Origin of the sequence: Burkholderia sp. BCC1985 (genome assembly GCF_905339915.1) — a bacterium.
Taxonomy (GTDB): Bacteria; Pseudomonadota; Gammaproteobacteria; order Burkholderiales; family Burkholderiaceae; genus Burkholderia.
The window spans coordinates 23,261-37,786 of the sequence record NZ_CAJPGY010000014.1; the positions used below are offsets into that span (position 1 = coordinate 23,261).

Consider the following 14,526-nt stretch of genomic DNA (forward strand, 5'->3'; position numbering starts at 1 on the left):
GGCAGAACACGGCCTCAAGACCGATCGAACGACGAATGGAGATACGGTGGAGACACACATGCACACGGGCGCCAGCGCGTCCATTCACAACAGCTCGCACGCGTCGCCGAAGTGCGGGCTGCCTTCGATGCTCGGCGTATTGATCGCAGGATTCACGCCGGTCGGCGCCGCATCGGGCCATTTTTCGGCCAGTCACGGCGCCGCCGGCGAGGCGCGCCGCTCCCATGCGAAATCGACGAGCGACCTCGCGACATTCGTGGTCCGGCCAGTGATGTCCCGCGACGGTGAGATTGCATGCCCGCCGTTGCGCGGCAAGCCCCTCGATGCGACGGCGCCCGCCTTCGCGATTGTCATTCGACCTGCCTGATTGTCATCCGCCATGAAACTGACCACCACACAACCGGCTCGCCACCCGCACCCCACAACGAAGGCATCGGCGCTCGCCTATCTGATCTTCGATCGCCCCGATCTCGACGAGGCAGAGCACTTTCTCAACGACTTCGGTCTCCGAACGGTGCTGCGGGATGACACGCAATTGCTGCTGCGCGGAACCGGCAGCGCACACTTCTGTTATGTCGTTCGCCACGCGCCGAAGGCCCGCTTCGTAGGCTTCGGATTGCAGGTCGACAGTCGTGCCGATCTCGAGGCGCTCGCCAAAATCCCTGGCGCGTCGGAGATCGAGGCATCGGATTGGCCAGGCGGCGGCCTCCGGGTGCGGCTCGCCGATCCGTCGGGTTTTCGGGTCGACGCGATTGCCGGCCAGACCCGGGCCGACACGTTGCCGCACCGTGCCGCGCTTTCATTCAACTCGGTCGACACGCCGTTGCGGATCAACGAAACGCAGCGGCCGCCGGCGAGCGCGCCTGAAGTCATTCGGCTCGGACACGTCGTGCTCGAACTCGCCGACTACCAGGAAACCTGCGCGTGGTACACGCGACATTTCGGGTTCATCCCCAGCGATGTCCAGGTGCTGCCGGACGGCTCACCCGCGGTTGCCTTCATGCGGCTCGATCTCGGCGACCGGCCGGCCGACCACCATACGCTCGCGCTCGCCCAGGGGTTCGTGCCGACTTATAGCCACAGCGCGTACGAACTGGTCGACGCCGATGCCGTCGGCATGGGCCAGCGCACGCTCCGCGACAACGGGTGGGCACACGCGTGGGGCATCGGCCGGCACATTCTCGGCAGCCAGATCTTCGACTATTGGCAGGACCCGTGGGGCGACAAGCACGAACACTATTGCGACGGCGACCTGTTCACGGCCGACGAGCCGACGGGCGTGCACGCGGTCAGCCGCGAAGCGATGGCGCAGTGGGGCCCGACGATGCCGCGCAGCTTCACGAAGCCCCGGCTCACGCCGTCGAGCCTTGCGGCGCTGTTCCGCAACCTGCGCCGCAGTCCCGATCTGACGGTCAGCAAGCTGCTGACCCTGGCGAAGCTGTTCGCCTGATCCCCAACCGCCCATTCGACTCACGAGAGATCATTCATGTCACTGCATGTCCTGCACTTCCGGCATCATGGCCGCGCCCAATGGGGTGTGGTCGCCAACGGCGCCGTCAGGCCGATTCCCGGCGACTTCGAGACAACCGCGAGCTTTCTCGCGGCGAATCCGGTTGAACGACTCGTCTCGCTCGACGGACCGACGATTCCGGAGTCGGACGTGGAGTGGCTGCCACCGGTGACCGCCAACCAGCAGTTCGTTTGCCAGGGGGCGAATTACCGTCGGCACATGATCGAATCCGGCATGGATCCGGACGCGAAAAAGTTCAACATGATCTTCACCAAGGCGACGAGTTGCATCGTCGCCGCCGACTCACGAGTCGTGAAACCCCGGCACGTCCGGTTTCTCGACTACGAAATCGAGCTCGGTCTCATCCTCAAACGCGACATCACGTCTCATCAGCAGATCACGGACGCGAACCTGCACGACTATGTCGCCGGCACCGTGATCGTCAACGACTATTCCGCGCGCGATGTCCAGATCCCGCAGATGCAGTTCTACAAGGGCAAGAGCTTCCGGACGTTCGGCCCGGTCGGCCCCTATCTGTGCCTGCTCGAGCGGCATGACTTCCCGAAGCTGAAGGCGCTCGACCTGACGTTGACCGTCAACGGCGCGGTGCGCCAGCAGGACTCGACATCGAACCTCGTCTACGGTCCGGCGGAAACGTTGACCGAGTTGTCGGGCGTGCACGACCTTCGCGCCGGCGACCTGCTCGCGACCGGCACGCCGGCCGGTTGCGCACTCAGCATCCCGTCGCCGTTCAAGCAGCGGGCCGTCGCGCTTTTCCCCGAATCCGTCAAATGGAAGATGTTCATGAAGGTGCAGGCGGGGCGCGCGCAGTATCTGAAGGCCGGAGACATCGTCGAAGCCCGGATCGCGAGCCGCGACGGATCGATCGACCTGGGCGTGCAACGTAACGAGATCGTGGACGAAGCAGCATGAACGGCATCGCGACCCAAGACGACGTGCTGGCGATCGAAGCGCCGGGCCTTCCGCCGGACCTTCCGGCCAGCACGTACGAGATGATCTGCGCCGGTGCGGCCATCGATCCGTCCGCCCCCGCCCTTTCCTTTTTCATGACCGCCGACGCGCACCGCGACGCCGAGTGCTGGACCTATCGCGAGCTGGTTCGCGACATCACGCGCACGGCCAACATGTTCGCGCGCCTCGGTGTGAATTCGCAGTCGGTGATCGCTTATGTGCTGCCCAATCTGCCCGAAACGCATTTCGTGATCTGGGGCGGACAGGCAACCGGCATCGTATGCGCGATCAATCCGCTGCTTGAAGGCGAAGCGATCGGTCAGCTGCTCAAAGCCGCCGGCGCCAGCGTGCTCGTGACGCTCGCGCCATTTCCCGGGACCGATCTCTGGCAAAAAGTCGCGGACATCCTTCATGAGGTCGAGCCGCTGCGGCATCTCGTGCTGGTCAACCTGGCCGATCGCGTGCGGGGCATGGCGCAATCGGCGGCACGCACGCTCCAGCACGACGCGTGTGCGCAGTTGTACGGCGCTGGCGGTTTGCGCAGCGCCGTGCCTGCGCACATCCAGATCCACGACTTCGGTACGGCAATCGCGCAGGAATCCGGTACGGCGCTCGACAATGCGCGCCGCATTCGACCCGGCGACATGTCCTCTTACTTCTGTACCGGTGGAACCACCGGGTTGCCGAAAATCGCGATGCGCAGTCATGGCAACGAAGTGGCGAATGCCTGGAGCGCCGGCCGGTTCTTCGGCGACAGTATCGGCCCCGGCAAAACGACTTTTTGCGGCTTGCCGCTCTTTCACGTCAACGCTGCGATGGTGACCGGCCTCCTGCCGTTCTCGCGCGGTGCCCATGTCGTGCTCGGCACACCGCAGGGTTACCGGGGCGACGGCGTCGTCAAACGCTTCTGGGAAATCGTCGAACATCACCACATCAATTTCTTCAGTGGCGTCCCGACGCTTTATGCTTCGCTGCTCGACATTCCCTCCGAGGATCATGTCATCGACTCGCTCGAATACGGCCTGTGCGGTGCCGCGCCGATGCCGGTCGGCGTCTTCAGGGCCTTCCAGGAAAAAACGGGCATCCGGATTCTCGAAGGTTACGGCCTGACCGAAGGAACGTGCGTGAGCAGCGTCAACCCGCCGAACGGCGAGCGTCGGCTGGGATCAATCGGACTTCGCATCCCCTTCCAGGCGATGAAGGCGGTCGTCGTGGACGATGCGGGACGGTATCTGCGCGACTGCGCAGCCAACGAAGAGGGGTTGCTCGTCATCTCCGGGCCGAACGTGTTCACCGGCTACACGCGTGCCGACCAGAACGAGGCCCTGTGGCTCGATCTCGGCGACGGCAAGCGCTGGCTCAACACGGGCGACCTCGGCCGCTGCGACATCGACGGTTACTTCTGGCTGACCGGCCGCAAGAAGGAGTTGATCATCCGCGGCGGACACAATATCGACCCGGCGACGATCGAGGAACCGCTGCATCGACACCCGGCAGTCCAGATCGCAGCGGCGATCGGGCGCCCCGATGCCTATGCCGGCGAGTTGCCGGTCGCGTATGTTCAGCTCAAGCCGGGCATGACCGCTAGCGAACACGATCTGGAAGTGTTCATGCAGAAGGAGATCGCGGAACGCGCCGCCCTGCCCAAGCACGTCCGAATCGTCGAGGCGATCCCGCTCACCGGCGTCGGCAAGATATTCAAACCCGAACTCAAGCGCCGCGAGACGAGTGACGCACTCCGCGCGGCATTGGACCAGGGCGGAGCGCCCGGCGCATCAGTCGACGTCTCGACCAGTGGTTCCGGCGGAATGTCGGTCTCGGTCGAGCTGAGCAATCCCGGGCTCGAGACTGCCGCGCGCTTCGTGCTGGGGCGTTTTCCGTTTGCGTTTTCGATCTCGTTCGCAGCGGAACCCATTCGGTCGTCCGGACCGGCAGCAACAGATCTGCGGTGACGGAGGCGCGCGACTAGCCGCGACAACACAAATTCCGAGAGCGGCTTGTCACTATCAATAAGGTATCCAAATCAACTGTAGTTCTTTAATCGGACCGAGACAGAGGAGACGCAAAATGAAATTGAGGCGAACGACGAGTTTCGCAGGTGCGATGGTTTGCATCTGCACGGCTGCACTTGCCGACAACGCAGATGCGCAGACGGCCGGAAGCATCACTACGTCGGTTGGATGGCTGCACGTCGCGCCCCAGGGCGACGCGACGCCCCTGACCGTGCAAAGTGTCGGCGGCGTAACGGTGAATCAGCAAATGGCTGGTACCGGGGCGCATGCCAGCTCGACGGATACGATGGGCATCACCACCGAGTACTACATCACCGACAACATTGGTGTCGCCATGCTGTTCGGACTGCCACTGACAGTCAATCTGGTCGGTGACGGGACGTTGCAGAAGTACGGAACCCTCGGCACGACAAGGCCGATGCCGCCCGCCATCGAACTTCGATATCACCTGTTTTCAGCTGAATCGAAATTCCGTCCGTACGTAGGACTTGGCGTCAACTACACGTGGTTCACCCAGGTTCGGGCGACCAATCGCCAGTTCGTCACCGACAGCTTCGGGCCGGGCGGCTCGGCGCGCGCGACACTCAGTTCATCGTGGAACCCGGTGTTCGAGCTCGGGGCGAGTTACGCGATGACCAAACATTGGTCGGTCGGTGCTTCCGTCGGCTACATGCCGGTGAAGACCCACCTCACGTTATACGGACAGACCGCGACCGGCACGCAGATCGTTTCCACATCGACGCTCCGACTCAATCCCGTCAACGTTTTCCTGAACGTCGCTTACACGTTCTAGCGGGTGCGCCCGGATGCCAGCCCCCCGCATGGAAGCAACACTTTGGATCGAACGATGAAACGACAGGCTCTCAAGACCATTCTTTTTGCATTGCCCAAGGTTCTGGACCTGACGGCGCGCCGCTTCCCCGCCTATCGCGATCGCCTCAAGGAGCGCAATCTCGTCGCGTGGATCGGGCTCATGGATCAAAGCATCGGTCGCGCCATCGAGTTCAGGAATGGCCGCATTCGGTCGCGCGCCGGCAAGCATGCGCGGCCCGATGTGCGCATGGCCTTCAAGGACGTCGCCACCGCCCTGAAGTTCCTTTCCCCGAACCCGGACCAGGGCGAAATCGTCCACGCCGCCAAGAACTTCAAGGTGGTCACCGAGGGCGAGGACGAACTGCTGGTTTGGCTCATGCAAACCCTGAGCATGATGCGCACGGTCGGCCTGACGATGGGCACGCCCATGCGCGACGGCACCCGACGCTACACCACCTGTACCAATGGCGGGCCCCTGTTCGTCTACGTCAAGGATGGCCGCATCGTCCGCGTGACGCCCATCGAGCTGGACGATACGGATGCGTCAAGCTGGGTGATCGAGGCACGCGGACGCCGCTTCAGCCCGCCACGGCGCGGACTGGTCGCGCCCCACGCGTTGACCCTCAAGTCGCTGGTCTACTCCGACAAGCGCATCCTTCACCCGATGAAACGGGTCGACTTCGACCCGGACGGCGAGCGCAATCCGCAGAACCGGGGCAAGTCCGGCTATGTGCGCATCAGCTGGGACGAGGCCCTGGACATCGTCGCCAAGGAGATCAACCGGCAGAAGCGTGTTCACGGCCCCGGTTCCATCACGTTCCCGATGTCGTCCCACCACCAGTGGGGCAACGTCGGCTACTACCTGAGCGCGCTGACGCGCTTCGCCAACCTGATCGGCTTCACCCGGGTCGCCGCAAATCCGGACAGCTGGGAAGGCTGGTACTGGGGCGCCATGCATCATTTCGGCAACTCGATGCGCGTCGGCGTGCCCTCCGGCTACGGGGGCCTCGAGGACGGTCTCAAGGAAGCCGAAATGATCGTCTTCTGGTCCTGCGACCCCGAAAGTACCAACGGAGCCTACGCGGGATTCGAGGGAACCCCGCGCCGCCTGTGGGCCAAGGAACTCGGCATCGAGTTCGTTCACATCGACCCGCACTGCAATCCCACCGCACAGCTGCTGGGCGGGCGCTGGATCCCGATCCGGCCGCAAACCGATGCCGCGCTGGCGACCGCCATCATGTACGTCTGGACCGTGGAGGGCCTGTACGACAAGGATTACGTCGCGACCCGCACGACCGGTTTCGACGATTGGAAAGCCTACCTGCTGGGCGAAACCGACGGTACCCCCAAGACGCCCGAGTGGCAGGAGAGCGAGACCGGCGTGCCGGCCAAGGACGCCCGTGCGCTTGCGCACCTGTGGGGGAAGAAGAAGGTGCATCTCGCCGTCGGGATGACCGGCGCGGGATTCGGCGGCGCGGGCCGCGGGGCGACCGGCGCGCAATGGGCGCGCTGCATGATCATGATGATGTCCATGCAGGGCTGGGGCAAGCCGGGGGTGAATTTCGGCTGCCTCGAAATCGGCGTCCCGCACGATCTCCAGTTCTACTTCCCCGGCTACGCGGACGGCGGCATTTCAGGCGACCTGGCGTGGACCGCCAATGCGGTGGACAACTACCAGCGCATGCCGCATATCCTGACCATGAATCCCGTCAAGCAAATGGTGCCGCGACAGCAGATGCCCGATGCGATTCTCAACGGTCACGCCACCGGTTATCTATGGGACGGCATGTCCCAGGAAGCCCAGTTTGCGCCGTTCACGTACCCGATGCCCGGCTATTCGCCGATCCACATGATCTATCGCTACGGCGGATCCGCGTTCAGTACCGTGACGAATTCCGGACGCTGGACGCAGGCCTACCGGCACTCGAGCATCGAGTTCGTCGTCAATCAGTCGATCTGGATGGAAGGCGAAGCCCAGTTCGCCGACATCATCCTGCCCGCGTGCACTTCGCTGGAGCGCTGGGACATCGGAGAATGGGCGAATTCGGGCGGTTACGCCCACCACGGGTATGGCACGGTCAACCATCGCATGCTGACGCTGCAGCACAAGTGCATCGAACCCCTGGGCGAGTCCCGCTCCGACTACGACATTTTCACTGCCATCCTGACCCGGTTGGGCCTGGGTGGCATTTTCACCGAAGGCTGCGGGGATCTCGACTGGGTCAAGCGCGTCTTCGACTCGTCGGATCTGCCCGATCACATTTCGTGGCGCGAATTTTGCCGCAAGGGCTATTTCGTCGTGCCGCCCGAAAAGCCCGAGTTGCGCCATCCCGTGGACATGCGCTGGTATGCGGAAGACAGGAAGAAGGACCTGCCGGAACCTCATCCGCTGCCGTCACAGTTCTCGGAGCGGTTCGGCAAGGGCCTGCAGACGCCGAGCGGCAAGCTGGAGTTCGTGCCCGAGTTGCTGAAGCGGCACACCGCGGACAATCCGGAGCGCCCCCCGCTCAACCGATATATCCCGTCCTGGGAGGGGTTGCGCTCGGACCTGGCCCGGCGCTACCCGCTGCAACTGATCGCCACCCACAGCCGCTACAGCTTTCATACCCACGGTGACGGAAAGAATTCTGCCGTGAACGGCATCGACGATCATCGCGCGCTGATCGCGGGGCACCGGTTCTGGCTGCTGAGGCTCAACCCGGCAGACGCCGCTGTTCGATGCATCGCCCATCGCGATCTCGTCAAAGTACACAACGACCGCGGCGCCGTGATCTGTGCGGCCGACGTCTCGCCCCTGGTGAACGCCGGAGTGGTGAAATCCTATGAGGCGAGCGCTGAATTTCAGCTGATCGAAATCGATGGCGAGCAAGTCGAGATCGGCGGCTGCATGAACATGCTGACCCCCGACCGGCCTCAGACCGCCGGCACCAGCAGCATGAGCCCGAATTCCTGCCTGGTGCAGGTCGAGAAATGGCGCGGTGCCGAGGCATTCATGCTCGGTCGCGCAGTGTGAGGAATTTCAAATGAGCAAGTGGAACCTGATCATCAACGTCGGCCGTTGCGAGAACTGCCAGAACTGTGTGATCGCCGCGCGGGACGAGCACGTCGGCAATGACTTCCCCGGCTACGCGGCACCCGCTTCGGCCAGTGCCGAGAGCCCCATCCGCATCCTGCGTCGTGTACAGGGTGCTTCGCACATGATCGAGACCACTTATCTGCCGGTCATGTGCAACCACTGCGACGACGCGCCCTGCATGCGTGTGGGCGGCAGCGCCATTCGCAAGCGCGCCGACGGCATCGTCATCATCGATCCGGACAAGGCGCGAGGCCGAAAGGACATCGTCAAGGCGTGCCCTTACAAGGCGATCGTCTGGAACGAAGAGCTGCAACTGCCGCAGATCTGGATCTTCGATGCGCATTTGCTCGACCAGGGCTGGTCCCGCCCGCGTTGTCAGCAGTCGTGCCCCACCGATGTGTTCGAGACGGTCAAGCTCGATGACACGGCAATGGCCGAGAAGGCCAGGCGTGAGGGACTCAAGGTATTGCGACCCAACCTGAGCACGAAGCCCCGCGTGTGGTATAGCGGCCTCGAGCGTTGGGAAACGTGCTTCGTCGGCGGAAGTGTCAGTGCCCAGGCAGGAGACGTGGTCGAGTGTGTCACGGATGCGGTCGTCGTCTTATATGCAGGTAATCGGCAGGTAGCCGAAACCGTCTCGGACGACTTCGGCGATTTCCGGTTCGACGGCCTGGCCAGGGGCAGCGGCCTCTACAGAGTCCAAATCCGGCATGCCCGCGGCAATGCCTGGCGCGAGTGCAAATTGGGCGACAGCGCCTACCTGGGCGAGATCAGGCTCAGTCAATCGACAAACGCCGTGGCGATGGAGTGCTCATGATCCGGGCGAGACTGGACGCTGCGGTGACCGACGGTGAACGAATCAGAAAAAACAAGGCCGGGCGAAACACCCGGCTCTCGGCAACGCCATGCCGCGTACGCACCGCCCAAACGGCGGCACGCACGCGACCACGCGGTCGTCAGACCGCCATCACCGTCACCGACTTCGTGACGAGATACGGCTCCAGCGCTTCCGGCCCGCCTTCCGACCCGTAGCCTGAATCCTTCACCCCACCGAACGGCATTTCCGGCCACGGCGTCGCCGGCTGGTTGATCCACAGCATCCCGACTTCGAGGCGCTGCGTCAGCAGGTGCACGTTCGCGAACGAACGCGTGAACGCATAGCCGGCCAGCCCGAACGGCAGGCGATTGGCTTCGGCGATCGCATCCTCGAGCTTGTCGAAACCGCGGATCGCTGCGACCGGTCCGAACGGCTCGTTGTTGAACACGTCCGCTTCGAGCGGCACGTTCGCGATCACGGTCGGCGCGAAGAAGTTGCCTTCCGAGCCGATCCGTTCGCCGCCCGTCTCGATGCTCGCGCCGACCTTGCGCGCGTTCTCGACGACCGACGCCATCGCGGTCAGCCGGCGCGGGTTCGCCAGCGCGCCGAGCGTCGTGCCTTCCTCGAGGCCGTTGCCGACCTTCAGCCCCTGCGCATGCGCGACCAGCGCACGCGTGAATTCGTCGCGGATGCTGTTGTGCACGAGGAAACGCGTCGGCGAGATGCACACCTGGCCCGCGTTGCGGAACTTCGCGCCACCGGCGGCCTTCACCGCCAGCGCGACGTCCGCGTCCTCGGCGACGATCACCGGCGCGTGGCCGCCCAGCTCCATCGTCGCGCGCTTCATGTGCTGGCCCGCGAGCGCCGCGAGTTGCTTGCCGACCGGCGTCGAGCCCGTGAACGTCACCTTGCGGATCACCGGATGCGGAATCAGGTACGACGAGATTTCCGCCGGATCGCCGTACACGAGACCGACCACACCGGCCGGCACGCCCGCGTCGACGAACGCGCGCAGCAGCGCGGCCGGCGATGCCGGGGTTTCTTCCGGCGCCTTCACGAGGAACGAACAGCCGGTCGCCAGCGCGGCGCTCAGCTTGCGCACGACCTGGTTGACCGGGAAATTCCACGGCGTGAACGCCGCGACCGGTCCGACCGGCTCCTTCACGACGGTCTGCTGCGCGCCGAGATTGCGCGGCGGCACGATCCGGCCATACACGCGGCGGCCTTCGTCCGCGAACCATTCGATGATGTCGGCGGCCGACAGCACTTCCACACGCGCTTCCGTGAGCGGCTTGCCCTGCTCCTGCGTCATCAGCTGCGCGATCGTGTCGGCGCGCTCGCGCACCAGCGCGGCCGCCTTGCGCATCGTCGCCGCACGCTCGTGCGCGGGCACCTTGCGCCATGCTTCGAAACCGCGCTGCGCCGCGGCCAGCGCGCGATCGAGATCGGCGATGCCCGCGTGAGCCACCTTGCCGATCGCCTTGCCCGTCGCCGGGTTCACGACGTCGATCGTCTTGCCGCTCGCGGCGTCGACCCACTCGCCGTCGATCAGCAGTTGCGTATCCGTATAAGTCACGTTAGCCATCCAGACACCCCAGTTTTACGTCGATAAAACGCGCGCGGCCGCGAACGGCCGCACGCCGGTTGACAGAAAGAGCTGCGCCACCGGGCGCCCTGCACCCGGCAATGTGCGACGACCGGCGTGCGGCACGCATGCCCGTCGTCGTCCGCCGCGGTCGGCCGCGCTCGGCGCTCCGCGCTCAGCGCGCGGCCGCCGTCGCCTTGCGGAGTTTCGCGACCTCCGCCGCCTGCACGGCCGGCGCGCCGTTGTTCCAGCCGGCGCGCATGAACGTCAGCACGTCGGCGATCTGCTGGTCGTTCAGCTGGTTCGCGAACGCCGGCATCGGGTACGCGGACGGCACGCCACCGATCACGAGCGACTCGCTGCCGTTCAACGTCACGTTGATCAGCGACGCGGCATCGGCCTCGAGCACGTTCGGGTTGCCGGCGAGCGGCGCGAGCAGCGGCGCGTAGCCGCGGCCGTCCGCGCCATGACAATGCAGGCAGTAAGCGTTATACACCTTTGCGCCCGGATCGTTCGCCGGCCGGCCCAACACGACCTGCGTCGCCTTCGGCTCATAACGGTAAGGCGGCGCGCCCGTGCCGCCCGCTGCCGGCAGCGATTTCAGGTAGCGGGACATCGCCGCCAGATCGTCGTCGGTCAGTTCCTGCGTGCTGTGGTTGATCACGCTGACCATCGAGCCGAACGCGGTCGCATGCCGGTTCGCGCCGGTCTTCAGGAATTGCGCGATATCCGCATCGCTCCAGCGGCCCAGCCCGGTATTGTGCTCGCCGGTCAGGTTCGACGCGAACCAGTTGTCGATCGGCGCGCCCGACAGGAACGCCGAACCGCCCTCGTCCAGCGCCTTCTCCTGGAAGCCGACACCGCGCGGCGTATGGCACGATCCGCAGTGCCCGAGCCCCTGCACGAGATACGCGCCGCGGTTCCACATCGCGTCCTTGGCCGGCTTGTCGGCATAAGGCGTCGTATCGAGGAACACCATGTTCCACAACGCGAGCGGCCAGCGCATGTTGAGCGGCCACGGGATGTCGGACGCCCGGTTCGCCTGCTTCACCGGCTCGACGCCGTGCATGAAGTACGCGTACAGCGCCTTCACGTCGTCGTCCTTCAGCTTCGCGTACGACGGATACGGCATCGCCGGATACAGATTGTGGCCGTCCTTCGCGACGCCCTTGCGCAACGCGTTCGCAAAATCGGCTTCCGTATAGCCGCCGATGCCCGTGTCCGGGTCGGGCGTGATGTTGGTCGTGTAGATCGCGCCCATCGGCGTGACCATCTTCAGGCCGCCGGCGAACGGCGTGCCGCGCGGCGCGGTGTGGCACGCGACGCAATCGCCGGCCTTCGCGAGATACGCGCCGCGTGCGACCAGCGCGCTGTCGGCGGCCGCCGCTTGCGCGGCGTGCGCCGCCGTGCCGGCCATCAGTGCGGACAGCGCGATCAACGACGTGCCGAACGTGCGAGCGGCGCGATTCAGGCGGTTCGGACGATTCGAGGTGAGGTTTCGCATGGTTCGTGTCCTCCCCTCAAGCCGTCTTCAGCTGGTTGCCGACCGGCAGCTTGCGCAGCCGCGTGCCGGTCGCCGCGAAGATCGCGTTCGACACGGCAGCCGCGGTCGCCGCGGTGCCCGGCTCGCCGATTCCGCCCGGCGCCTCGGCGCTTTTGACGAGATGAACCTCGATCGGCGGCGTCTCGTTGATGCGCATCACCCGGTAGTCGGTGAAGTTGCTCTGCACGACGCGGCCGTCCTCGATCGTGATCTCGCCATACAGCGCGCCCGTGATCCCGAAGATGATGCCGCCCTGCACCTGCGCCTCGATCGTGCTCGGATTCACGGCCATCCCGCAGTCGACCGCGCACACGGCACGCTTGACCTGCACTTCGCCGCCTTCCACCGCGACGTCGATGACGATCGAGAAGAAGCTGCCGAACGCGTGCATCACCGATACGCCGCGCCCTTGCCCCTTCGGCAGCGGCGTGCCCCAGCCGGCCGCCTTCGTCGCGACGTCGAGCACGTTGCGCGCACGCGGCGTCTTGTCGAGCAGCGCGCGGCGGTACTGGACGGGATCGGTCTTGGCCTGCGCCGCGAGTTCGTCGATGAAGCTCTCGACGACGAACGTGCTGCGGGTCGGCCCGACGCCGCGCCAGAACGCGGTCGGCACGTGGCGCGGTTCCTGGCGCACGTAGTCGATCAACTGGTTCGGCAGGTCGTACGGCAGGTCGTTGGCAACCTCGACCGCGTCGGGATCGACGCCGTCCTTGAAGGCCGGCGGTGCGAAGCGCGCGAGGATCGACGAACCGACGATCCGGTGCTGCCATGCGACCGGCTTGCCGTTCGCGTCGAGGCCGGCCGAGATCCGGTCGTAGTAGTACGGGCGATACATGTCGTGCTGGATGTCTTCCTCGCGCGTCCACACGACCTTCACCGGCGCGTTGACCTGCTTCGCGATCTTCACGGCCTGGCCGATCATGTCCGTTTCGAGCCGTCGGCCGAAACCACCGCCGAGCAGGTGGTTGTGCACCACGATCCGGTCGGGCGCGAGACCCGTGAGCTTCTGCACGGTGTCGACCGCCCGCGTCGGCACCTGCGTGCCGACCCAGATCTCGCAGCCGTCGCCGCGCACGTGCACCGTGCAGTTCACGGGCTCCATCGTTGCGTGCGCAAGGAGCGGCTGTTCGTAGACGGCATCGATGCGCGTCTTCGCGTTCGCGAACGCGCGGCCGACGTCGCCGTCCTTGCGCGCGACCGCGCCCTTCCCGTTCGCGGCGGCCTGCGCGAGATCGGCAACGATGTCCTTCGTCGACACCTTCGCGCCCGCGCCTTCGTTCCACTTCACGACGAGCGCCGACGCGCCGCGCTTCGCGGCCCACGTGTGATCACCGACCACCGCGACCGCGTTGTCCGCGCGCACCACCTGGCGCACGCCGGGGATCTTCTTCGCGGCCGTGTCGTCGACGCTCGCGACCGTGCCGCCGAACACCGGGCTGTTCACGATCACCGCATACAGCATGCCGGGCACGCGCACGTCGAGCCCGAACTGCGCGGTGCCGTCGACCTTCTCCGGCGAGTCGAGCCGCTTCACCGGCTTGCCGATCAGCTTGAAATCGGCCGGCTGCTTCAGTGCGACGTCCTTCGGCACCGGCAGCTTCGACGCGGCATCCGCGAGCTGGCCGTACGATGCGCGCCGGCCGCTCGGCGTGTGCTGCACTTCGCCGTTCGCCGCCCGGCAGGTGGCCGGATCCACGTTCCATTGCTTCGCCGCCGCCGAAACCAGCAGCGTGCGCGCGGTCGCGCCCGCGCGGCGCAGCGGTTCCCACGCGTAGCGCACCGACGTCGAGCCGCCCGTCAGTTGGCCGCCGAGCAGCGGATCGAGGAACAGCTTCTCGTTCGGGGGCGCATGGTCGAGCGTGACGTTCGACAGCGGCACCTCGAGTTCCTCGGCGATCAGCATCGGCAGCGCCGTGTAGACGCCCTGGCCCATTTCGACCTTCGGCATCACCAGCGTGACCTTGCCGGCGCGGTCGATCTGCACGAACGCGTTCGGCGCGAATACACCGGCGCGCGCGCTTTCGTCCGCATCGCCGCCGATCACCGAGCGGCGTGCATCATCGCCCGCCGCCGGCATGCTGAAGCCGAGCAGCAGGCCGCCGCCCGCCGCCGCGCCGAGCGACATGCCCGCCTTGAGAAACGTACGGCGCGACACGCCCGCGCCGGCCCGACCTGCTTCGATCAGTCCTCGCGACATG

General features: G+C 65.5%; 10 protein-coding genes. 7 read left to right on the forward strand and 3 right to left on the reverse strand.

What is annotated here, in order from left to right; translation table 11 throughout:
* Positions 1-58: 58 nt before the first annotated feature.
* The 7 genes from U4Z31_RS16225 (at position 59) to U4Z31_RS16255 (ending at position 9,200) form a co-directional block, all read left to right on the forward strand.
* Positions 59-367 carry a hypothetical protein gene (locus U4Z31_RS16225; protein WP_321810821.1) on the forward strand — a complete coding sequence of 103 codons (309 nt, stop codon included), beginning with the start codon at positions 59-61 and terminating at the stop codon, positions 365-367.
* 12 nt (positions 368-379) lie between these two features.
* Positions 380-1,450, forward strand: coding sequence for a VOC family protein (locus U4Z31_RS16230; RefSeq protein ID WP_044843128.1), 1,071 nt, complete (start codon positions 380-382; stop codon positions 1,448-1,450).
* 36 nt (positions 1,451-1,486) lie between these two features.
* Complete coding sequence (locus U4Z31_RS16235) at positions 1,487-2,443, forward strand: fumarylacetoacetate hydrolase family protein (protein WP_321810822.1); 957 nt, start codon at positions 1,487-1,489, stop codon at positions 2,441-2,443.
* On the forward strand, positions 2,440-4,434 hold the full coding sequence (locus U4Z31_RS16240) for an acyl-CoA synthetase (protein ID WP_321810823.1): 1,995 nt from the start codon (positions 2,440-2,442) through the stop codon (positions 4,432-4,434). Before U4Z31_RS16235 ends, U4Z31_RS16240 begins: the two co-directional genes overlap by 4 nt.
* A 115-nt stretch (positions 4,435-4,549) precedes the next feature.
* Positions 4,550-5,287 carry an OmpW/AlkL family protein gene (locus tag U4Z31_RS16245; RefSeq protein ID WP_321810824.1) on the forward strand — a complete coding sequence of 246 codons (738 nt, stop codon included), beginning with the start codon at positions 4,550-4,552 and terminating at the stop codon, positions 5,285-5,287.
* Positions 5,288-5,341: 54 nt separating this feature from the next.
* Positions 5,342-8,320 (forward strand): molybdopterin-dependent oxidoreductase, encoded by a 2,979-nt coding sequence (locus tag U4Z31_RS16250; protein WP_321810825.1) that lies wholly within the window; start codon positions 5,342-5,344, stop codon positions 8,318-8,320.
* Between the two features lie 10 nt (positions 8,321-8,330).
* A complete protein-coding gene (locus U4Z31_RS16255) occupies positions 8,331-9,200 on the forward strand; it encodes a 4Fe-4S dicluster domain-containing protein (protein ID WP_321810826.1) in 870 nt (289 codons plus the stop codon).
* 139 nt (positions 9,201-9,339) lie between these two features.
* Here the strand turns inward: U4Z31_RS16255 and U4Z31_RS16260 are convergent, their stop codons facing one another.
* The 3 genes from U4Z31_RS16260 to U4Z31_RS16270 all read right to left on the reverse strand — a co-directional run bounded on the left by U4Z31_RS16260 (position 9,340) and on the right by U4Z31_RS16270 (position 14,525).
* Positions 9,340-10,785, reverse strand: a complete 1,446-nt coding sequence (locus tag U4Z31_RS16260; RefSeq protein WP_044843122.1) for an NAD-dependent succinate-semialdehyde dehydrogenase — start codon at positions 10,783-10,785, stop codon at positions 9,340-9,342.
* 175 nt (positions 10,786-10,960) lie between these two features.
* Positions 10,961-12,289: a c-type cytochrome gene (locus tag U4Z31_RS16265; RefSeq protein ID WP_185733718.1), complete on the reverse strand. Its 1,329-nt coding sequence runs from the start codon at positions 12,287-12,289 to the stop codon at positions 10,961-10,963.
* Positions 12,290-12,305: 16 nt separating this feature from the next.
* Positions 12,306-14,525: a xanthine dehydrogenase family protein molybdopterin-binding subunit gene (locus U4Z31_RS16270; RefSeq protein ID WP_321810827.1), complete on the reverse strand. Its 2,220-nt coding sequence runs from the start codon at positions 14,523-14,525 to the stop codon at positions 12,306-12,308.
* Position 14,526 lies beyond the last annotated feature (1 nt).